At 75.9% G+C, this 19,954-nt stretch carries 22 protein-coding genes; 20 read left to right on the top strand and 2 right to left on the bottom strand.

What is annotated here, in order from left to right; translation table 11 throughout:
* Positions 1–36: 36 nt before the first annotated feature.
* The 5 genes from BMW27_RS06520 to BMW27_RS06500 all read left to right on the top strand — a co-directional run bounded on the left by BMW27_RS06520 (position 37) and on the right by BMW27_RS06500 (position 7,646).
* Positions 37–1,500, top strand: coding sequence for a protein adenylyltransferase SelO (locus tag BMW27_RS06520; protein WP_091441509.1), 1,464 nt, complete (start codon positions 37–39; stop codon positions 1,498–1,500).
* Between the two features lie 94 nt (positions 1,501–1,594).
* Positions 1,595–2,560, top strand: a complete 966-nt coding sequence (locus BMW27_RS06515) for an NAD(P)/FAD-dependent oxidoreductase (protein ID WP_091441505.1) — start codon at positions 1,595–1,597, stop codon at positions 2,558–2,560.
* Positions 2,561–2,665: 105 nt separating this feature from the next.
* On the top strand, positions 2,666–3,940 hold the full coding sequence (locus BMW27_RS06510) for a multidrug effflux MFS transporter (RefSeq protein ID WP_175486386.1): 1,275 nt from the start codon (positions 2,666–2,668) through the stop codon (positions 3,938–3,940).
* Between the two features lie 91 nt (positions 3,941–4,031).
* The gene (locus tag BMW27_RS06505; protein ID WP_091440840.1) at positions 4,032–5,246 is read left to right on the top strand and encodes an MFS transporter; all 1,215 of its coding nucleotides are present in this window, start codon (positions 4,032–4,034) and stop codon (positions 5,244–5,246) included.
* Positions 5,247–5,312: 66 nt separating this feature from the next.
* On the top strand, positions 5,313–7,646 hold the full coding sequence (locus BMW27_RS06500) for a lysylphosphatidylglycerol synthase transmembrane domain-containing protein (protein WP_139206835.1): 2,334 nt from the start codon (positions 5,313–5,315) through the stop codon (positions 7,644–7,646).
* A 59-nt stretch (positions 7,647–7,705) separates the two neighbouring features.
* Here BMW27_RS06500 and BMW27_RS06495 read toward each other — a convergent pair whose 3' ends face one another.
* Positions 7,706–7,999 carry a hypothetical protein gene (locus tag BMW27_RS06495; protein WP_091440831.1) on the bottom strand — a complete coding sequence of 98 codons (294 nt, stop codon included), beginning with the start codon at positions 7,997–7,999 and terminating at the stop codon, positions 7,706–7,708.
* Between the two features lie 179 nt (positions 8,000–8,178).
* Between BMW27_RS06495 and BMW27_RS06490 the strand changes: the two genes are divergently transcribed.
* From BMW27_RS06490 to BMW27_RS06450, 9 genes are all read left to right on the top strand, one after another.
* Positions 8,179–8,850 (top strand): prepilin peptidase, encoded by a 672-nt coding sequence (locus BMW27_RS06490; RefSeq protein ID WP_091440829.1) that lies wholly within the window; start codon positions 8,179–8,181, stop codon positions 8,848–8,850.
* A 215-nt stretch (positions 8,851–9,065) separates the two neighbouring features.
* A complete protein-coding gene (locus BMW27_RS06485; RefSeq protein WP_091440826.1) occupies positions 9,066–9,305 on the top strand; it encodes a Flp family type IVb pilin in 240 nt (79 codons plus the stop codon).
* A 101-nt stretch (positions 9,306–9,406) separates the two neighbouring features.
* Positions 9,407–9,805 carry a TadE/TadG family type IV pilus assembly protein gene (locus BMW27_RS06480; RefSeq protein ID WP_091440824.1) on the top strand — a complete coding sequence of 133 codons (399 nt, stop codon included), beginning with the start codon at positions 9,407–9,409 and terminating at the stop codon, positions 9,803–9,805.
* A 155-nt stretch (positions 9,806–9,960) separates the two neighbouring features.
* On the top strand, positions 9,961–10,857 hold the full coding sequence (locus BMW27_RS06475) for a pilus assembly protein TadG-related protein (RefSeq protein WP_091440821.1): 897 nt from the start codon (positions 9,961–9,963) through the stop codon (positions 10,855–10,857).
* Between the two features lie 9 nt (positions 10,858–10,866).
* Entirely contained in the window at positions 10,867–11,607 is a 741-nt protein-coding gene (cpaB, locus tag BMW27_RS06470; RefSeq protein WP_091440818.1) for a Flp pilus assembly protein CpaB, read from the top strand.
* Complete coding sequence (locus tag BMW27_RS06465; RefSeq protein WP_091440815.1) at positions 11,604–12,794, top strand: CpaE/TadZ family protein; 1,191 nt, start codon at positions 11,604–11,606, stop codon at positions 12,792–12,794. Before cpaB ends, BMW27_RS06465 begins: the two co-directional genes overlap by 4 nt.
* The gene (locus tag BMW27_RS06460; protein ID WP_091440810.1) at positions 12,791–14,203 is read left to right on the top strand and encodes a TadA family conjugal transfer-associated ATPase; all 1,413 of its coding nucleotides are present in this window, start codon (positions 12,791–12,793) and stop codon (positions 14,201–14,203) included. The genes BMW27_RS06465 and BMW27_RS06460 overlap by 4 nt, the downstream gene beginning before the upstream one ends.
* On the top strand, positions 14,203–15,135 hold the full coding sequence (locus BMW27_RS06455; protein ID WP_091441500.1) for a type II secretion system F family protein: 933 nt from the start codon (positions 14,203–14,205) through the stop codon (positions 15,133–15,135). Before BMW27_RS06460 ends, BMW27_RS06455 begins: the two co-directional genes overlap by 1 nt.
* Positions 15,135–16,022 (top strand): type II secretion system F family protein, encoded by an 888-nt coding sequence (locus tag BMW27_RS06450; RefSeq protein ID WP_091440804.1) that lies wholly within the window; start codon positions 15,135–15,137, stop codon positions 16,020–16,022. Before BMW27_RS06455 ends, BMW27_RS06450 begins: the two co-directional genes overlap by 1 nt.
* Positions 16,023–16,093: 71 nt before the next feature.
* Here the strand turns inward: BMW27_RS06450 and BMW27_RS06445 are convergent, their stop codons facing one another.
* Positions 16,094–16,438 carry a DUF8129 domain-containing protein gene (locus tag BMW27_RS06445; protein ID WP_091440800.1) on the bottom strand — a complete coding sequence of 115 codons (345 nt, stop codon included), beginning with the start codon at positions 16,436–16,438 and terminating at the stop codon, positions 16,094–16,096.
* A 151-nt stretch (positions 16,439–16,589) separates the two neighbouring features.
* Between BMW27_RS06445 and BMW27_RS06440 the strand changes: the two genes are divergently transcribed.
* Genes BMW27_RS06440 through BMW27_RS06415 form a run of 6 tightly spaced genes read left to right on the top strand, consistent with a single transcriptional unit; the run spans position 16,590 to position 19,948 of the window.
* Positions 16,590–17,723 (top strand): baeRF2 domain-containing protein, encoded by a 1,134-nt coding sequence (locus BMW27_RS06440; protein ID WP_091440797.1) that lies wholly within the window; start codon positions 16,590–16,592, stop codon positions 17,721–17,723.
* Positions 17,724–17,737: 14 nt separating this feature from the next.
* Positions 17,738–17,995 carry a DUF2795 domain-containing protein gene (locus BMW27_RS06435; protein WP_012949448.1) on the top strand — a complete coding sequence of 86 codons (258 nt, stop codon included), beginning with the start codon at positions 17,738–17,740 and terminating at the stop codon, positions 17,993–17,995.
* A gap of 2 nt (positions 17,996–17,997) precedes the next feature.
* Positions 17,998–18,228: a hypothetical protein gene (locus BMW27_RS06430; RefSeq protein ID WP_091440794.1), complete on the top strand. Its 231-nt coding sequence runs from the start codon at positions 17,998–18,000 to the stop codon at positions 18,226–18,228.
* Positions 18,225–18,617: an acyl-CoA thioesterase gene (locus tag BMW27_RS06425; protein WP_091440791.1), complete on the top strand. Its 393-nt coding sequence runs from the start codon at positions 18,225–18,227 to the stop codon at positions 18,615–18,617. The genes BMW27_RS06430 and BMW27_RS06425 overlap by 4 nt, the downstream gene beginning before the upstream one ends.
* Position 18,618: 1 nt before the next feature.
* The gene (locus BMW27_RS06420; RefSeq protein ID WP_091440787.1) at positions 18,619–19,503 is read left to right on the top strand and encodes an alpha/beta fold hydrolase; all 885 of its coding nucleotides are present in this window, start codon (positions 18,619–18,621) and stop codon (positions 19,501–19,503) included.
* A gap of 19 nt (positions 19,504–19,522) precedes the next feature.
* Entirely contained in the window at positions 19,523–19,948 is a 426-nt protein-coding gene (locus BMW27_RS06415; RefSeq protein WP_091440784.1) for a ChaB family protein, read from the top strand.
* Positions 19,949–19,954 lie beyond the last annotated feature (6 nt).

Raw genomic sequence — 19,954 nt, 5'->3', positions numbered from 1 at the left:
GGGAACACCGGCGGTGCCGGGCGTGCTGTCCACCGTGTGAGCGTCGCCCCCGCACCGACCGTGTCGTTCGACGACCGCTTCGCCCGTGAGCTGCCGGAGATGGCCGTCCCGTGGCGGGCCGACGAGGCGCCGGACCCGCGCCTGCTCGTGCTGAACGACGCGCTGGCCACCGAGCTCGGCCTCGACCCCGGTGCGCTGCGCAGCCCCGAGGGCGTGCGCCTGCTGGTCGGCACCGCCGTGCCCGACGGCGCGAAGCCGGTCGCGCAGGCCTACGCCGGGCACCAGTTCGGCGGGTTCGTCCCGCGTCTCGGCGACGGCCGGGCGCTGCTGCTCGGCGAGCTGACCGACGTCGAGGGCCGGCTGCGCGACCTGCACCTCAAGGGGTCGGGCCGCACGCCGTTCTCGCGGGGCGGCGACGGGCTGGCCGCGGTCGGGCCGATGCTGCGCGAGTACGTGGTCAGCGAGGCGATGCACGCCCTCGGCATCCCGACCACGCGCTCCCTCGCCGTGGTCGCGACCGGCCGGCCGGTGCGCCGGGAGACCCTGCTGCCGGGCGCCGTCCTGGCCCGGGTGGCCAGCAGCCACCTGCGCGTCGGCAGCTTCCAGTACGCCCGGGCCACGGGGGACGTCGACCTGCTCCGCCGGCTCGCCGACCACGCGATCGCCCGGCACCACCCCGCCGCGGCGGACGCCGAGCAGCCGTACCTCGCCCTGTTCGACGCCGTCGTGGCGGCCCAGGCGTCCCTGGTCGCCCGGTGGATGCTGGTCGGCTTCGTGCACGGGGTCATGAACACCGACAACACGACGATCTCCGGCGAGACCATCGACTACGGGCCCTGCGCGTTCCTGGACGCGTACGACCCGGCCACCGTCTACAGCTCGATCGACCTCGGCGGGCGCTACGCCTACGGCAACCAGCCGATCGTGGCCGAGTGGAACCTCGCACGCTTCGCCGAGACGCTCCTGCCCCTCTTCTCCGACGACCAGGAGCAGGCCGTGGCCCTCGCGGTCGAGGCGCTCGAGCGGTTCCGCCCGCAGTACAACGCGGCCTGGTCGGCAGGCATGCGGGCCAAGCTCGGCCTGCCCGACGGCCCGGACGACGAGGTGGCCACGGCACTCGTCGAGGACCTGCACGCCCTGATGCAGGAGAGCCGCGTCGACCTCACGTCGTTCCTCCGCGCGCTCGGCACCGCGGCCCGCGGCGACGCCGAGCCCGCCCGCCTCGTCGTGGTGGACCTCGCGCGGTTCGACGCGTGGCTCGAGCGGTGGCTCGCCCTCGGCCCGGACCCCGAGCTGATGGACCGGACCAACCCCGTCTACACCCCCCGGAACCACCTCGTCGAGGAGGCCCTGACGGCCGCGACCGACGGCGACCTGGCGCCGCTGCAGCGGCTGCTGGAGGTGCTGGCCAGCCCCTACGAGCAGCGGCCGGGGCTCGAGCGCTACGCGGCACCCGCGCCGGGGGACACCGGCCCCTACCGGACCTTCTGCGGCACCTGAGGGCCCGATCGGCGGTCCGGGACCTTGCCGGACCGGCAACAAACCTTGCCGTAGCCGGGTCTGCGGTCGCACCGTTGCCGCGGAGGTGGTCACGGTGACCGATGAACTGAGGGACGAGTACGACGTCGTGGTGGTCGGCGGCGGTGCCGCAGGGCTGAACGGGGCCTTGATGCTGGCCCGCTCGCGGCGGTCCGTGGTGGTGGTCGACGCGGGCGCGCCCCGCAACGCGCCGGCGGCCGGCGTGCACGGCCTGCTGGCCCGCGAGGGCATGTCGCCCGCCGAGCTCCTCGCGCGCGGGCGCGCCGAGGTCCGCTCCTACGGCGGCTCGGTGGTCGACGGCGAGGTCGCCACCGCGACCCGCGACGGCGACGGGTTCACCGTCGGCCTGGCCGACGGGCGCACCACCCGCGCGCGCCGGCTGCTGGTCACCACCGGGCTGGTCGACGAGTTGCCCGACGTCCCCGGGCTGCGCGAGCGGTGGGGACGGGACGTGCTGCACTGCCCGTACTGCCACGGCTGGGAGGTGCGCGACCAGGCCATCGGCGTGCTGGCCTGCGGGCCGATGGCGGTGCACCAGGCGCTGCTGTTCCGCCGGCTCAGCGCCGACGTCGTCCTCTTCGCGCACACCGAGCCGGCACCGGCCGGAGAGCAGGCCGAGCAGCTGGCCGCCCTGGGCATCCCCGTGGTGACCGGCCGGGTGGCCGGGCTGGAGCTGGCCGGCGACCGCCTCGTCGGCGTGCGGCTGGCCGACGGCACGGTGGTCGAGCGCCAGGCGGTCACCGTCCAGTCGCGGATGGTGGCCCGCACCGGCTTCCTGGCCGGGCTCGGCCTCACCCCGGTGCCGCACCCCTCGGGGATGGGGGAGCACCTCGCCGCCGACGCCACCGGGCGCAGCGACGTCCCCGGTGTCTGGGTCGCCGGCAACGTCACCGACCTGGCCGCCCAGGTCGGAGCGGCCGCGGCGGCAGGGGCGTCCGCAGCGGCGCAGGTCAACCACGACCTCGTCGTCGAGGACACCCGCCGGGCGGTCGCCGCGGCCCGCCAGCCGCTCGGGGTGTGACGAGGAACCGGCGTCGTCCCGGAATGGACGGCGCCGGTCCCGCCTTGGCCCCTTCCGTCTGGCCAGCGTGGGCCGCCCGTGACACCGCTCGACGAATGGACGACCGTGACCGACTTGCAGGACCGCGCTGACGCTGCGCCGCTCGCACCGACGACCGCGGCCGCGCCGCCCAACCGGGCGCTGCTGGCGCTCCTCCTCGGCGCCTTCGTCGCCATCGGGCCGCTGACCATCGACATGTACCTGCCCGCGCTGCCGACCATCACGGCGGAGCTGGGGACGACGTCGGCGATGGTCCAGCTGACCCTCACCGGCACGCTCATCGGCCTGGCCCTCGGCCAGCTGGTGCTCGGCCCGCTGTCCGACGCGTTCGGGCGGCGGGGGCCGCTGCTGGCCGGGACGGCGCTGTACGTGGTGGCGTCCGCGCTGGTCCTGGTCGCCCCCACCATCGAGGTGCTCGGCGCGCTGCGGGTGCTGCAGGGCGTGGGCACCGCGGCCGGCGCGGTGGTCGCCATGGCGATCGTCCGCGACCTGTTCACCGGACGGGCCGCCGCCACCATGCTGTCCCGCCTCTTCCTGGTGCTCGGTGCCGCGCCCGTGCTGGCGCCGACCCTCGGCGGGGAGCTGCTGCGGTTCACCAGCTGGCGCGGCATCTTCGCCGTCCTCGCGGTCTACGGCCTGCTGCTGCTGGCCGTCGGCGCGCTCGGCCTGCGCGAGACGCTGCCGCCGTCCCGCCGGAGCACCCGCGGGGTCGCCGGCACGCTGCACACCTACCGGGGCCTGCTCCGCGACCGCACGCTGGTCGGCCTGGTGCTCGTCGCGGGCCTCACGATGGCCGGGCTGTTCAGCTACGTCTCCGGGTCCTCCTTCGTCTTCCAGCGGCAGTACGGCCTCGACGAGCAGCAGTTCGGGCTGCTGTTCGGCGCCGGCGCCGTCTGGCTGATCGCGGCCACCCAGCTCAACCCGGTGGTGCTGAAGCGCTGGGCGCCGGCCCAGGTGCTCGTGGCGGGCGTCGTCGCCGGGGCCCTCTCCGGCGCGGTGCTGCTGGCCCTGGCGCTCACCGGCACCGGCGGGCTGCCCGGCGTCGTCGTCCCGCTGTGGGCGATGCTCTTCGCCTCCGGCCTGGCGCTGCCCAACGCCCCTGCCCTGGCGCTGTCGCGGCACGGGGAGGCGGCCGGCTCGGCCGCGGCGCTCCTGGGTGCGGTGCAGTTCGGCGTCGGCGCCGCGGTGTCCCCGGTCGTCGGCCTGCTGGGCAACGACGCTGCGGCGATGGGCACGGTCATCCTGGCGGCGCTGGTGCTGGCGATCGCGGTGCTGGTGACCGTCGTCCGGCCCTGGGAGCTGACCGACGCGCCGGAGGAGCCCGCACCCGCCGCGCCCTGACCCCCGGCCGGTTGACGGCCGGCGGCCGCGCGTCCACGGTTCCCTGGTGCGGAGTGGGCACCGGGGCGGCCGACCGGCCTCGGACGGGGGCGTGGTCGACCGCCGCGGGCTGGGCCTGCTGACCGTCAGCCACGTGGTGGACGACCTGTACCAGGGAGCGGTGCCCGCGCTGCTGCCGTTCCTGGTGCTCGAACGCGGCTACTCCTACGCCGCCGCCACCGGGATCACCCTGGCCGCCACCGTGCTGTCGTCGGTGGTGCAGCCGGCCTTCGGCGTCCTGGCCGACCGCCGCCCCCTGCCCTGGCTGCCCGCGGTGGGCCTGCTGGTCGCCGGGGTGGGCATCGGGCTGGCCGGCCTCGGGAACTCCTACTGGTGGACGTGGGCGGCGGTGGCCCTCTCCGGCCTCGGCGTGGCCGCCTACCACCCCGCCGCGGCCCGGGCGGCCCGCGCTGCCGCCGGAGCCTCCGCGCAGGGGATGAGCTGGTTCGCCGTCGGCGGCAACGCCGGCCTCGCCCTCGGCCCGGTCGTGGTCACGCCCGTCCTGCTGGCGTACGGCGTGGCGGGGACGCCCCTGCTGGCGCTGCCGGCCCTGGTCACGGCCGCCGTCCTGCTGGCCCTCGGCCGCCGGGCCCGCGCCCGTCCGCGCCCGGGCGGCGCGTCCGGCCGCACGCCGGAGCGAGACGACGACTGGCGGTCGTTCGGCTGGCTGACCGGGTTGGTGGTGATCCGCTCGGTCCTCTACTTCGGGGTGTCGTCCCTGGTCGCGCTGTACGTCATCGACCGCTTCGGCGTTCCGGCCTCGGCCGGCTCCGCGGCGCTGGCCACGTTCCTCGGCGTCGGCGCGGTCGGCACCCTCGCCGGCGGCTGGCTCGCCGACCGGTGGGGCCGGGTGCCGGCCATCCGGCTGGGCTACGCGGTCGCCGTCCCCGGTCTGGTCCTGCTCGTCGTCGCGCCGTCCTGGCCGGTCGCGTTCGCCGCCGCCGTCCTGCTGGGCGTCGGGCTCTACCTGCCCTTCTCCGTGCAGACCACGCTCGGGCAGGAGCTGCTCCCCAACCGGGTCGGCACGGCCTCGGGTGTCACCCTGGGCCTGGCCGTCTCGGCCGGCGGGGCCGTGACACCCCTCTTCGGGGTGCTGGCCGACGCGCACGGCCTGGCGTGGTCGCTGGCCGCCCTGCTGCCGCTGCCGCTGCTCGCGCTGCTGGTCAGCCTGCGGCTGCCCGGGCCGACCGCGCCGGCGCGCGCGGCGTCGCCGGCTGCGGAGGGTCGGCGGGGGTCCCCACCCGAGCAGGCCGCCCGGCACCGCTGACGTCTCGTGCAGCGGGGCGCGACCCGGCCGCAGCGGCGCGGCCGGGCCCTGAAGATACTGACCCCCGTGGCGGGGGGAGGTGCGGGCCGGCGGATCGCCTTCTGGCCCCGCACCCGGGTCCGCCGTCCCGCGGACGCCGTTCGGCTGGCGCTCGCGGCCGCTGCGCTGCTGGTCCTGGTCCTGCTCGCCGTGCGGGTACCCGGCGTGCCCACTCCCGGGGTCGCTCTCGCGGACGCCGTCCTGGGCGGCTTGCCGCGCGCCCTGCTGTCGGTCGCCAACGGCGTCGCCTCGCTCGGCGTGCTGGCCGTCCTCGGCGCCGTCCTGCTGGACGCGCTCCGGCGCCGTCGCTTCGCCGCCGTCTCCGCCGTCCTGGCCTGCGCGCTGGCCCTGGGCCTCGGTGAGGCCGCGGAGTGGCTGCTGGGCCGGGAGGGCCTGCTGGGGCCGGCCGAGGACGCGGCGGTGACCCCGATCGCCGCCGCGGTCGGCCTCCTGGTCGGCGGCGACCTGCAGCGACGCCCGCGCTGGTCGGCGCCCGCCCGCGTGGCTCTCGGGGCGGCGCTGCTCTGCGCGCTGGCGCTGGGCAGCCTCACCCTGCTCAGCGGGGCCGTCGCCGTCCTCGCCGGAGCCGCTGCGGGCCTGGCCGTGCGGGTCCTGCTGGGCGTCGTCCCCGCCCGCCCCGACGAGGAGCAGGTCCGCGCCGTCCTCGCCGCGGCCGGTCTCCCGGTGGCCGGGCTGCGGGCGCTGCCGCACCCGCCGGAGAGCCTCCGGTACGCCGCGGCCTCGCCCGGCGGAGACCTCGAGGTCACCGTCGTCGACCCCGACCGGCGTGGTGTCTCGCTGGCCCGCCGATCCCTGTCGCTGCTGCGGCTGCGGTCCTCCGTCGTCGGCCGGCCCGCGCTCACGCTGCGCCGGCAGCTGGAGCGGGAGGCGCTGTGCGCGGGGATCGCCCGCGCGGCCGACGTCCCCGCGCCGGCGGTGTTGATGCTGCTGTCCGCGGGCCCGGCGCTGCTGTCGGTGGCCCGGCCGCTGCCGGGCACCCCGCTGTCGGCCGCGGACGGCGACCCGGCTGCCCGGCTCCGCGCCGCCTTCGCCGCGCTGCGGCGTGTGCACCGGGCCGGGCTGTCCCACGGCGCGCTGACCCCCGACTCGGTCGTCCTGCTGCCGGACGGCGGGGTCGGCTTCACCGCGTGGCAGTCCGCGCAGCCCGCGGCCGCCGAGCTGCAGCGCGAGCTGGACGTCGTGGCACTGCTGGTCACCGCGGCCGCGCACGCCGGCGTGCACGAGGCGGTGGCCGCGCTGCGGGCGGGCTACGGGTCCGAGCCGGCGGCGGAGGCGCGACTCGCGGCCCTGGCCCAGCCCCTGGTGCTGCCGCCGCCGCTGCGCGACGCGGTGCGCCGGACCGGCGTCGTCGGCGACCTGCGCACCGAGCTCGCCGGGTCGACCGGGGCGGACCACGCGACGGCGCCGCGGCTCGAGCGCGTCCGGCTGCGGACGGTCGTCACCGTGGCGGCGGCCACGTTCGCCGCCTACGTGCTGGCCTCCCAGCTCTCCGAGGTGAGCCTCGCCAGCACGTTGAGCGCGGCCCGCTGGGAGTGGCTCGTCGTCGCGGTGCTCGGCTCGGCGGTCACCTACGTCGGAGCCGCGCTCGCGCTGCAGGCCTTCGTGCCCATCGACCTGCCGCTGGCCCGGACGACGCTGGTGCAGGTCGCGACCGCCTTCGTCACCCTCGTCACCCCGCCGACCGTCGGGCACGTCGGGCTCGGCATCCGCTACCTGCAGCGCTCCGGCGTCCCGCTGGCGACCGCCGCGGCCAGCGTCGCGGTCAGCCAGGTCGTCACCGTCGTCGTGACCGTGGCGGTGCTGCTGCTGTGCAGCTGGGTCAGCGGCGTCTCGGGCACCCGACCGGCGCTGTTGCCCAGCGGCGAGGTCCTCGTCGTCCTGCTCGCGGCGACGGCGGTGCTCGTCGTCGTGGCGCTGCTGCCCCCGACCCGGCGGCTGCTGCACCGCCGCGTCGAGCCGCTGCTGCGCCAGACGCTGCCCCAGCTGCTCACCGCGCTGACCCAACCGCGCCGCCTCGGGACGGCCGCGCTCGGCATCCTGCTGCTCAACGGCGGCTACGTGCTGGCTCTCGACGCCTCGCTGCGCGCCTTCTCCGCGTCGCTGTCCCTGCCGACGCTAGTCGTCGTCTACCTGGCGGCGTCCACGATCGGCTCGGCGGCGCCCACGCCCGGCGGGCTCGGCGCCGTCGAGGCCGCCCTCGTCGGCGCCCTGACGGCGACCGGCGTGCCGGTGACCGCCGCGCTCACCGCCGTGCTCGCGTTCCGGGCGGCGACGTTCTGGCTGCCGGCGCCCTTCGGTTGGCTCGCCTTCCTCGCGCTGCAGCGCAGGAAACACATCTGATCCGTGGGGCCGCCGACCACCACGGTGCACGAGCCCGACGTCCCGGCCTCCCCGTCCGGTCAGAGCGCCAGGAACCCGCCCGCCGCGCTCGCCACGACGCCGACCGCCAGCAGTGCGACAGCGGCGGCACGGTCGAACCGGTTGCCCAGCAGGGAGTCCAGCAGGCCGGTGAGCTCGGCGAGCCGGACCGGCGCCTCCCGCTCACGTCCCGCCATGCCGCTGTCGCGCCAGCGACGCAGCGCGGAGCCGGTTCGACGGGCGTCTGCGACCAGCATCGCCAAGCCGGTCACCTGAGCGAGCAGCGCCACGGAGAAGCAGACGACAGCCAGGGCGACCTGCGCGGTCTCGCTCATGCCGGCGAGCGTGCCGGAAACACCGACCCAGCGGGACGACGGACCCGTGCGATCGACCGGGCCGACGTCCCCCCGGCCGCGGCCGCACGTCCTCCCCGACGAGCACGCGGCGAGCCGTCGCCGTCCCCGGACCGGTGGCGGTCCCACGCCGATGGGCCCGGCCGTGCCATCGTCGCCCCGTGCTCGCTGCCCTCGCCGTCGTCGCCCTGCTCCTCGGGGCGGGCGCGGGCCTGCTGGTCAACCGCGCCGCCGGCCGGTTCCCCTGGCCGCCGGCTGCCGGTGCCCGGGAGCTGCTGGGGCCCGGCCCGGTCGCCGTCCGCCCGCCGGTGGTCGAGGTCGCCACCGCGCTGCTGATGGCGCTCACCGTGCTGCGCACCGGGGTCACCTGGGAGCTGCCGGCGTTCCTGCTGCTCGCGGTCGTGGGTGTGCTGCTCGCCGTGGTGGACCTGCAGCACCGGCTGCTGCCCAACCGCGTGGTGCTGCCGGCGCTGGCGGCGGGAACGGCGCTGCTGCTCCTCCCGGCCCTCGCCGGCGGCGCCTGGGTCGCGCTGCTGCGGGCGGTGCTGGGCGCCGCAGCGCTGTTCGCGGTCTACTTGGTGCTCGCCCTCCTCTCGCCCGGCGGCCTGGGCATGGGCGACGTGAAGCTCGCCGCGCTGCTCGGCCTGTACCTGGGCTGGCTCGGCTGGGCGGCGGTCGTGCTCGGGGCGCTCGCCGGCTTCGTCGTGCAGGCCGTGGTCGCGCTGGGCCTGCTGGCGACCCGGCGGATCGGGCTGCGCGGCGAGCTGCCCTTCGGGCCCGCGATGCTCGCCGGCGCGGCCCTCGTCATCGGCGGGACGGCGCTGCTGCCCTGAGGCTGTCGGCGCTCCCCGCGTGGATCGCCGTGTGAGCGCGGTCACGTGGAGTGACGCCCGCCGGCGGGGGCTGCCCCGGGCAGGTGAACGGTGTCGGCCGATCGGGCGAACGGGGCTCAAGCCGGCAGGCCGACGGCTCGACACCCCTTGGCAAGTGCCACGACGTCCGGGTCGCCCGACCCGCACCGGCCGGCACCGTCCTCCAGGGAGTCCCCGTGCTCAACCTCATCAGCAACCCGCTGGCCACCATCATCACGCTCTACTCGTTCGCCGAGGAGCGCCTCCAGCGCGAGGAGAAGGGCGCGACCGCCGTCGAGTACGGCCTCATGGTCGGCCTGATCGCGGTCGTCATCATCGCCGCCGTCGCCCTGCTCGGCACGAAGCTGGACGGCCTCTTCGACACCATCGGCGCCAAGCTCGGCGGCACCGCCACCAGCACGACGCCCACCACCTGACCCGCGCACCTGCCACGGCGCAGCGGCCCCGTCCCCCCGGGGCCGCTGCGCCGCGCCGCGATCCGACGGCGACGACGACAGCGGGAGGAGGTGGGGGACCGGTGCGCACCCGACTGCGCGACCAGCACGGCGCGAGTGCCGTGGAGTTCGCGATGATCGTGCCGCTGCTGCTCGTCCTGGTGCTCGGCATCGCCGAGTTCGGGCACGCGTTCCAGGTGCAGGGCACCCTGTCCGCCGCCGCCCGGGAGGGCGCCCGCGTCATGGCCCTGCAGAACGACCCGGTCGCGGCGCGCACCGCCGTCCGGGACGCCAGCCCCACGCTCGACCCGGCGGTCACCAACGCGCAGATCACCGTCACGCCGCCGACCGGCTGCCCGCTGAGCAGCACGTCTGCCCAGAACGTGCGGGTGACCGTCGACTACCCGATGCCGTTCCTGACCGACTTCTTCGGCGCGCACATCGGGCTGACCGGGACGGGGGTCATGCGGTGCAACGGCTGAAGGAGGACCCCGTCCCTCCCACCCCTCGGAGGAGCACCCCGTCCTCCTCACCACTGGCAGGCTCGCGGCGGGCCTCCGGACGGGGCCGACCCGGGACGGGGCCCGGCCGCCCGGCCCTCCGCCGCCGGCTGGCCGGCGAGCACGGCGCCTCGGCGGTGCTCCTGGCCCTGCTGCTGGTCCCGATCCTCGGGTTCACCGCGATCGCCGTCGACGTCGGCGCGCTCTACGCGGAGCGGGCCCGGCTGCAGACGGCGGCCGATGCCGCGGCGCTGGCCGTCGCCCGCGACTGCGCCCGGGGTGCCTGCGGCGACATGCGGGCCACCGCGCAGGACCTGGTCGACGCCAACCTCGGCGACGCCACCGCCGCCCCGCCGGTGCTGGCCAGCGACCCCCTCCGCGTCAGCGTCACCGGCAGCACGGCCACCGAGCACTGGTTCGCACCGGTCATCGGCCACGAGTCGACGCAGGTGACGGCGACGGCGACCGTCGCCTGGGGCGCGCCCGACGCGGGGACGGCGGTGCTGCCGCTGATCTTCTCCTGGTGCGAGTTCGCGGCCCAGACCGGCGGCGGACTGCCCTCGACCACCACCGAGCGCACCGTCGAGCTGCCCAAGAAGTCCGGCACCGGCTGCACCGGTCCCTCCAGCATGTTCGTCCCCGGCGGCTTCGGCTGGCTGACCACCGACGGCGGGAACAGCTGCCGGGCCACCTCGCGGGTGGGCGGCCGGTTCACCTCCGAGCCGGGCAACAACCCCTCGCAGGGCTGCGGTCCCGACGACGTGGCCGCGCTGGTCGGCCGCACCGTGCTGCTGCCGATCTTCGACGAGGCGGGGGGCACCGGCAGCAGCGCCTGGTACCACGTCTACGGCTACGCCGCGTTCACGATCACCGCCTACCACTTCGGCGGTCTGTACGACGCCGGCAAGCCGTGCAAGGGCGAGGACCGCTGCATCCGCGGCTACTTCACCCGCTTCGTCGACGCCGGCGACTCCTTCTCCTTCGGCCCCGGCGCGCCCTCCCTGGGCGCCTGGGTCCTCCGACTCGTCCGATAGGGGCTCCTCGTGAGACGCCGACTGATCGCCGCCCTCGCGGCGCTGGTCCTCGCCGCTGGCGGCGCCGTGGTCCTGCTGGCCTACGTACGCGGTGCCGACGCCCGCGCCCTGGCCGGGGTGCAGACCGTGGACGTGCTCGTGGTCGACCGGCCGGTCGCCGAGGGGACGCCGGGGGAGGACCTGGCCGACCTGGTCCGCACCGAGCGGCTGCCGGCCAAGGCGGCCGTCCCCGGCAGGGTCACCGACCTCGACGCGCTCACCGGGCAGGTCGCCACCGCCGACCTGCAGCCGGGGGAGCAGCTGCTGACCGCCCGCTTCGCCGCGCCGGAGGACCTCACCGTGCCCGGCACGGTGGCCGCCCCGGCGGGGACGTCGGAGGTGAGCATCCTGCTGGAGCCGCAGCGCGCGGTCGGCGGGCGGCTGGCGGCCGGGGACACCGTCGGCGTGCACGTGTCCCTGTCCGACAGGGCGACGACGCACGTCGTCCTGAACCGGGTGCTGGTCACCCAGGTGCAGGGTGCGCCGGCCCCCGCTCCGGACGGCCGGACGACCGACACCGCCGCCACCGGCGGTGCGGCGCCCTCGGCCAGCCTGATGATCACCCTCGGGCTGCGCCCCGAGCAGGCCGAGGCGGTCGTCTTCGGCATGGAGCACGGCACCGTCTGGCTCTCCCTCGAACCCGAGGGCGTCGACACCACCGGCACCGAGGTCGTCACCCCCGACAACGTCTACGACAAGGACTGGTCATGAGCCGCGTGGTTCTCGCCGCCGCCGACGAGGAGCTCGTCCTGCGCGTCAAGGAGGCGACCGACGGCGACGTGCACGCGCTGCCCGCCGGCCGGCTGCCCGCCGACCCGGCGCGGCTGTTCGAGCAGCTGGTCGACGGCGAGCTGCCCGACGTCCTGCTGATCGGGCCGGCCGCGGCCCCGGACGCCGTGCTCTCGCTCGCCTCCCGGCTCGACGTGCAGAGCCCCGGGATCACCGTGGTGCTCATGGCCGAGGCCTCCCCGCAGATGTGGCAGGCGGCGATGCGCTCCGGCATCCGGGACCTGCTCTCGCCCTCCGCCGACGTCCTCACCATCCGGGAGGCCGTCGAGCGGGCCGGTGCCGCCGCAGCCGGGCGGCGGCGGGTGCTGCGCCCGGTCGAGGAGACCGCCCGCTACACCGGGCGGGTCATCACCGTTGCCTCGCCGAAGGGCGGGGTGGGCAAGACGACCGTGGCGTCCAACCTGGCGATCGGGCTGACCGCGTCCGCGCCCCAGTCGACCGTGCTGGTCGACCTCGACGTGCAGTTCGGCGACGTCGCCTCCGCGCTCGGCCTGGCGCCGGAGTACGCGCTGCCCGACGTCGCCCACGGCCCGGCGACCGAGGACACCATGGTCCTCAAGACCTTCCTCACCCAGCACCCCAGCGGCCTGTACGCGGTCTGCGGGGCGGAGTCCCCGGCCGCCGGCGACACGGTCACCGCCGCCGACGTCACCCGGCTGCTCACCTCGCTGGCGCGCGAGTTCCGCTACGTCGTCGTCGACACCGCGCCCGGGCTCTCCGAGCAGACCCTCGCCGCCCTCGACCGCGCCACCGACGTGGTCATGGTGACCAGCATGGACGTCCCGGGCGTCCGCGGGCTGCGCAAGGAGCTCGACGTGCTCCGCGAGCTGTGCATGATCCCGGCCGGCCGGCACGTGGTCATGAACCTCGCCGACCCCAAGGGCGGGCTGTCGGTGCGCGACGTCGAGACGGCGATCGGCACCGGGGTGGACGTCGTCGTGCCGCGCTCGGCCGCGGTGCCGACGTCGACCAACCAGGGGGTGCCGATCGTCGCCGGCGGCCGCAAGGACCCGGCGGCCAAGGAGCTGCGCCGGCTGGTCGCCCGCTTCGCCGCCACCCCGATCGTGAAGCCCGGCCGCTACCGGGCCAAGCACCGGGCGGCGTCGTGAACCTCGCGTCCCGGCTCGCCGCGGCCCAGGGGCGGCACACCGTGCCGGAGCCCCCGGCCGCGCCGTCCGTCGTCCCGCAGCCCCGGCCGGTGACCCCGGCTCCGTCGTCCGCCCCGCCGACCGATGCGCTCACCAGGCTCAAGGACCGGGTGGCCAAGGCCCTGTTCGAGCGCATGGGCAACCGGATGAACGACCCGTCGCTGTCCGAGGACCAGCTGCGCACGATCGTCCTCGGCGAGCTCGACGAGGTGGTCGAGGAGGAGCGCGTCCCGCTCTCGGCCGAGGAGCGGGCGCGGCTGACCGCCGAGCTGGCCGACGACGTCCTCGGCTACGGCCCGCTGCAGCGGCTGCTCGACGACCCGAGCGTCACCGAGATCATGTGCAACGGCCCGGACGCGGTCTACGTCGAGCAGGAGGGCCGGCTGGTCCGCACCGCTGCGCGGTTCACCTCCGAGGAGCACCTGCGCCGGGTCATCGACCGGATCGTCTCCCGGGTGGGACGGCGGATCGACGAGTCCTCACCGCTGGTCGACGCCCGGCTGGCCGACGGCTCCCGCGTCAACGCGATCATCCCGCCGCTGGCGTTCAGCGGGTCGACGCTGACCATCCGGAAGTTCGCCAAGGACCCGTTCACCGTCGACGACCTGGTCGCCTTCGGCACCCTCTCCCCGGAGATGGCCGAGCTGCTGCGCGCCTGCGTCGAGGCCCGGCTCAACGTCATCGTCTCCGGCGGTACCGGCACCGGGAAGACGACGCTGCTCAACGTGCTGTCCTCGTTCATCCCCGAGGACGAGCGGATCGTCACCATCGAGGACGCCGTCGAGCTGCAGCTGCAGCAGGACCACGTCGTCCGGCTGGAGTCCCGGCCCCCCAACATCGAGGGCAGGGGCGCGATCACCATCCGCGACCTGGTGCGCAACTCGCTGCGGATGCGCCCCGACCGGATCGTGGTCGGGGAGTGCCGCGGCGGGGAGTCCCTCGACATGCTGCAGGCGATGAACACCGGCCACGACGGGTCGCTGTCGACCGTGCACGCCAACTCCCCGCGCGACGCGATCGCCCGGCTGGAGACCCTCGTCCTCATGGCCGGCATGGACCTGCCGCTGCGGGCGATCCGCGAGCAGATCGCCTCGGCCGTCGACGTCGTCGTCCAGCTGACCCGGCTGCGCGACGGCACCCGGCGGGTCACGCACGTGACCGAGGTGCAGGGCATGGAGGGCGAGACCGTCACCCTGCAGGACGCGTTCCTCTTCGACTACTCCGCGGGCGTCGACGCGGCGGGCCGCTTCCTGGGCAAGCCGGTGCCGACCGGGGTGCGGCCGCGGTTCACCGACCGCTTCGACGAGCTCGGCATCCGGGTCTCGCCGCGCGTGTTCGGCACCGTCGAGCCGCGGCGGGGGTGGGCCTGATGCTGCCCGTCGCCGGCCTGCTCGCGGTCACCGGCGGGCTGCTGCTGTTCGCCCTCGTCGTCCTCCCGGCCGGGCCGCGGCGGGTGCCGCTGTCCCGGCTCGACCCCACGGGAGCGCCGCCGGCGTCCGCGCTGGCCGGTGCCTCGGCCGCGGCCGGCGCCGCGGTGGAGCGGGTGCTCGCCCGGCGCGGGCTGGTGGCCCGCGGCACGGCGGCGCTGGAGCGGGCGGGGGTGGCTGCGCCGCTGCCGGACGTCGTCCTGCTGGTGGGCCTCGCCACCGTCGTCCTCGGGGCGCTGGGCCTGCTGCTCGGCGGGGTGCTGCTGGCGCTGGTGTTCGCGGTGCCGGCCCCGCTGGGCACCAAGGTGCTGCTCGGGGTGAAGCGCGGGCGGCGGCAGGCGGCGTTCGCCGACCAGCTGGACGACTCGCTGCAGCTGATGGCGTCGAGCCTGCGCGCCGGGCACAGCCTGCTGCGGGCGGTCGACGCCGTCTCCACCGAGGCCGCCGCGCCGACGTCGGAGGAGTTCGCCCGGATCGTCAACGAGACCCGGGTGGGCCGCGACCTCGGCGACGCCCTCGACGAGGTGGCCGAGCGGATGGACAGCGACGACTTCCGCTGGGTCGCCCAGGCGATCGGCATCCACCGGGAGGTCGGCGGCAACCTGGCCGAGGTCCTCGACACCGTCGGGCACACGATCCGGGAGCGCAACGCCATCCGCCGGCAGGTCAAGGCGCTGTCGGCCGAGGGCAAGCTCTCGGCGGCCGTGCTGATGGCCCTGCCGTTCGGCATCGTCGGCTTCCTGTCGGTGACCAACCCCGCCTACCTGGCCGGCTTCACCGAGGGCCTGGCCGGCTACCTCATGATCGCCGCCGTCGTCGTGCTGCTCACCGTCGGCGGGTTGTGGCTCAAGAAGACCGTGGCGATCCGGTTCTGATGCTGCCGACCCCCGTGCTCGCGGCCGCGCTGGCCGTCGCCCTCGCCGTCCCGCTGCTGGGCTGGGCGCTGCTAGCCCGCACGCAGGACGCCGCTGCCCGCACCCGCGCCAACCTGACCCGCGGCCTGGACCTGCCCGGCGCGGCTCCCGCCCGGCCGCGGTCCCGGCTGCTGCCGCGGCTGGCCCGGGCCCTGACCCCGGCCGGCACGGTCGCCCGGCTCAACCGGCTGGCCGGCGCCGCCGGGCGCCCGGCGGAGTGGCCGGTGCCCCGGCTGGTGGCGGCCAAGCTGGTGCTCGCCGCGGTGGCCGCGGCGCTCGGCGGGCTGGTGGTCTCGGCGAGCCCCGGCCCGCCGGCCCTGCTCATGGCGGCCGGGGTGACCGGTGTGGCCTACGTCGTGCCCGAGCTGCTGCTCTACAGCCGTGGGCAGGAGCGGCAGCAGGCGATCGCGCTGGAGCTGGCCGACACCCTCGACCAGATGACCATCGCGGTGGAGGCCGGGCTCGGCTTCGAGGCGGCGATGGCGCGGGCCGGGCGCAACGGCCGCGGTCCGCTGGCCGAGGAGCTGGTGCGCACGCTGCAGGACATCGCCGTCGGCCAGCCCCGCCGCGAGGCCTACCTGGCGCTGGCCGAGCGGACGGCGGTGCCCGACCTGCGCCGGTTCATCCGTGCGGTGGTGCAGGCCGACGCGTACGGCGTCTCGATCGCCGACGTGCTGCGCACCCAGGCGGCGGAGATGCGGCTCAAGCGGCGGCAGCGGGCCGAGGAGAAGGCGATGCAGATCCCGGTGAAGGTGATCTTCCCGCTGATCCTGTGCATCCTGCCGACGCTGTTCATCGTGCTGCTCGGCCCGGCCGTCCTGGACATCGCCGCGGCCTTCGGCGGCTGACACCGCGAGATCCGCACAGTGGCGGCCATCGGGTGCCCGATGAGCGCCACTGTGCAGATCTCGCGAAGGGCTCAGCCGGTCGAGCGGGGCTGGGCGGGGTTGGTCGGGTCGCCCTGGGACGGCGGGTTCATCGCCGGTCCCGTGGTGGCCTCGGAGACCTTCGACCCGCCCGCGGCGTGCACCGGGTCGTCGGCGGCCGCGGCGGCGGGGTCGCCACCGGAGGGCTGGGCGCCCTCACGCAGCGCGGCCAGCCGGTTCTCCATGATCGTCACCACCTGCAGCCGGTCGGCGTGCGCCCGCTCGTACTCCAGCAGGGTCTCCAGCCCGGCGGCGTCCAGCGTGCGGATCCGGGAGGTGAGCCCGTCCACGGGGAGGTGGTCGTAGTCGGGCAGCGGCAGTTGGTCGTGCTCGGTCATGCCGACCGCCTACCCGTGCTCCGGCCGATCGACACCGGGGTGTGAGGGCACGGTCGGTGGGTAGGCGGCGGAGGCGGGCAGCCCGGGTCGCAGCCCCCGCGACCCGGACCGCCGACCCGACCCACAGCGATCGAGGAGTGGTCCCACCCCCATGGACGTGTCCTTCCTGGAACCGGTCTTCACCGCCTCCGGGCCCTACGCCACCGTGTGCGCCGACGTGACGCACACCACCGAGAACGCCGACACCGAGGTGGAGCTGCGGGTCCGCGCCATCGCCGAGCAGCTCACCGAGCAGGGCGCGCCGGAGCCGGTGGTCGAGGCGGTCCGCGGCCGGCTGCTGGAGGCCAACGAGGGTGGGGAGATCGCCACGCTGCGGGGCCGGGCCCTCGTCGTGGCGGCCGACGGATCCGTCGTCCTGGACCAGCCGCTGGTAGGCTCGCCGCGGCAGGAGGTCGCCGAGTGGTCGCCGACCCCGAACCTGCTCCCGATCCTGCGGCAGCTGCCAGGGCGCGTGCCGCACATCGTCGTCGTCACCGACCGGGTCGGGGCCGACATCTCGGTGGCCACCCTCGTCGGCCGGCCCGAGATCGAGGACGAGGTGGAGGGCGACAGCTTCCAGATCCGCAAGTTCCAGGGCGGTGGCTGGGCGCACCACCGGTACCAGCACAACGCCGAGAACAAGTGGGTCCACAACGCCGACAACGTCGCCGAGCGCATCGCCTCGCTGGTGCGCCGGCTGCAGCCGGCCTTCGTCCTCCTCGCCGGTGACGTGCGGGCCCGGCAGATCCTCAGCGACCGGGCCAGTGACCTCTGGTCGGAGCTCATCGTCTCCATGGACGAGGGCGGCCGGGCCGCCGGCGCCGACCGTGAGCCGGTCGACCAGCGGGCCGCCGAGCTCGTGGCCGAGCACGAGGCCCGCGAGGAGGCCGACGCGGTGGAGAAGCTGGCCTCCGCCGGCGCCCACGGCCTGGCCGTCACGGGCAAGGCCGCGGTGGTCGAGGCGCTGCGCAAGGGCCAGGTCGAGACCCTCGTCCTCGCCGACCAGCAGGACCCCGACGACACGCTCCTGGTCGGCACCTCGCCGCTCGAGCTCGGCGTCGACCAGCACGACATGGACGCCCTGGGCACCCACGGCACCGTCGTCCCGGCCGAGGGAGCGCTGCTCGCCGCCTCCGTGGCCAGCGCGGCCGGCGTCGTCGTCGTGCCGCGGGCGGCGATGCCCGGGGACATCCCGGTCGCCGCGATCCTCCGCTACACCGACGACTCCACCCCCACGGTTCAGTGACCAGGGAGACCGACATGACCGACCCGCACCAGCCCGCCACCTCTCCCGGCACCTCCACCGGCGACGTCGAGCGCCGCGCCGCGCTCGCCGAGGCCCTCGGCAAGGAGGTGTGGCCGGCCGACAAGGACGCGCTCGTGGCCAAGGCCCAGGAGGGCAACGCCCCCGACCGCGTGCTGTCGGACCTGCGCCGGCTGCCGTCCGGCCAGCAGTTCGAGAACGTGCAGGACGTCGCCCGCGCCCTGGGCATCGGCACCGAGCAGCAGCGGTTCTGAGGGTGACCACCAACAAGGAGCCCAGCCCCGAGGCGCTGGCCAACGTCACCGAGCACAACGTCCACACGCGGGCGGAGCTGCTGCCCGAGGAGGAGGAGCTCCGCGGCAGCGGCATGGAGGAGGTCGCCGCCGAGGTGATCCTGGCCGAGTCCGAGGAGCGGACGGTCCACCCCGACCCGGACGACGCCCAGGGCGCCCACCGCCAGTCCGCCGAGACCGCGGACCTGCCCTGAGCGCCCCGCACGAGCACGCCGTCCAGCTGCGCTGGTCGGACCCGGACTCCCTCGGTCACGTCAACCACGCCCGGGCGCTGAGCCTGATCGAGGACGCGCGGCTGGCGATGGCCGAGGGAGCACCGGGGGACCGCGGGCTGATCCTCGCCCGGCTGGAGGTCGACTACCTGCGCCAGCTGTACTACCGCGTGGGCGAGCGGCTCTGCGTGCGCAGCACGGTGACCCGCCTCGGCACCAAGTCGCTCACCCTGCGGCAGGAGCTGGTGCAGGACGACGAGGTCGCCATCCGCGCCTCCGTGGTGATGGTCCTGTTCGACTTCGCCACCGACGCGAGCCGGGCCATGACCGACGAGGAGCGCGACCACTGGTCCCGGTTCACCGAGGGCTGAGGTGGCGTTCTTCCCCGGCTTCGCGGAGACCACGACCGACGGGGCGGACGGCGTCCGGCTGCGGGTGCGGGTCGGCGGCGAGGGCCCGCCCGTCGTCCTGCTGCACGGGCACCCGCGCACCCACACCACCTGGCACCGGGTCGCCCCGCTGCTGGCCGCGGCCGGGCACACCGTCGTCTGCCCGGACCTGCGCGGCTACGGGCAGTCGTCCAAGCCGCCGACCACCGAGGACCACGCGCCGTACTCGAAGCGGGCCATGGCCCGCGACGTGGTCGCGCTGGCGCGCGGCCTGGGGCACGAGCGCTTCGCCGTCGTCGGACACGACCGCGGCAGCTACGTGGCGCTGCGCACGGCCCTCGACCACCCCGGCGCCGTCACGCACCTCGCCGTCCTCGACTGCATCCCGATCGTCGAGCACCTCGACCGCGCCGACGCCCGGTTCGCCGCCGCCTGGTGGCACTGGTTCTTCTTCGCCCAGCCGGACAAGCCCGAGCGGGCCATCGGCGCCGACCCCGACGCCTGGTACGGCGCGCTGGCCCCGGGGGCGGCCGTGCGGATGGGGGAGGAGAACCACGCGGACTTCCGCCGGGCGATCGCCGACCCCGCCACGGTGCACGCCATGCTCGAGGACTACCGCGCCGGCCTGACCGTGGACCGTGCCGCCGAGGAGGCCGACCGGGCCGCCGGACGGCGGGTCGCCTGCCCCACGCTGGTGCTCTGGTCGGCCCACGACGACCTCGAGGACCTGCACGGCGACCCACGCGCCATCTGGGCGGACTGGACGGGCGACCTGCGCGGCGGCGGCCGGATCGGCAGCGGCCACCACATGGCGGAGGAGGCCCCGGAGGAGCTGGTCGCGGCGCTGGTCCCGTTCCTGACCGGCTGATGCCGGGTAGGTCTGCCGCATGCCGAAGACGACGAAGAGCGGGGACGCGAAGCAGGACGAGATCCCCAGCACCCTGCAGCGCTCGGACGAGAAGGCGCAGCGCACCTTCGCCAAGGCCCACGACTCGGCGATGGACTCCTACGACGACGCGCGGCGCGCCAACCAGGTCGCCTGGGCGGCGGTCAAGCACACGCACGAGAAGATCGGCGACCACTGGGAGCCCAAGGACCACAAGGGCCCGAGCGACGCACAGGCGGAGGGCGGCCGGGACACCGACCGCGAGACCAAGGGCGGCGTCGACGCCAACGCCACCAAGGAGCACCTGCTCGACGTCGCCAGGCGGCTCGACGTCAGCGGCCGGTCGTCGATGACCAAGGACGAGCTGGTCGACGCCATCCGGAAGGCCAACGACAGGGCGACGACCGAGGCGCGGGAGAAGGACTAGAGCGGC

Source organism: Geodermatophilus poikilotrophus, assembly GCF_900111455.1.
Classification (GTDB): domain Bacteria; phylum Actinomycetota; class Actinomycetes; order Mycobacteriales; family Geodermatophilaceae; genus Geodermatophilus; species Geodermatophilus poikilotrophus.
The sequence above is the reverse complement of the archived record's forward strand: the minus strand, read 5'-3'. Positions and strand labels throughout refer to the sequence as shown.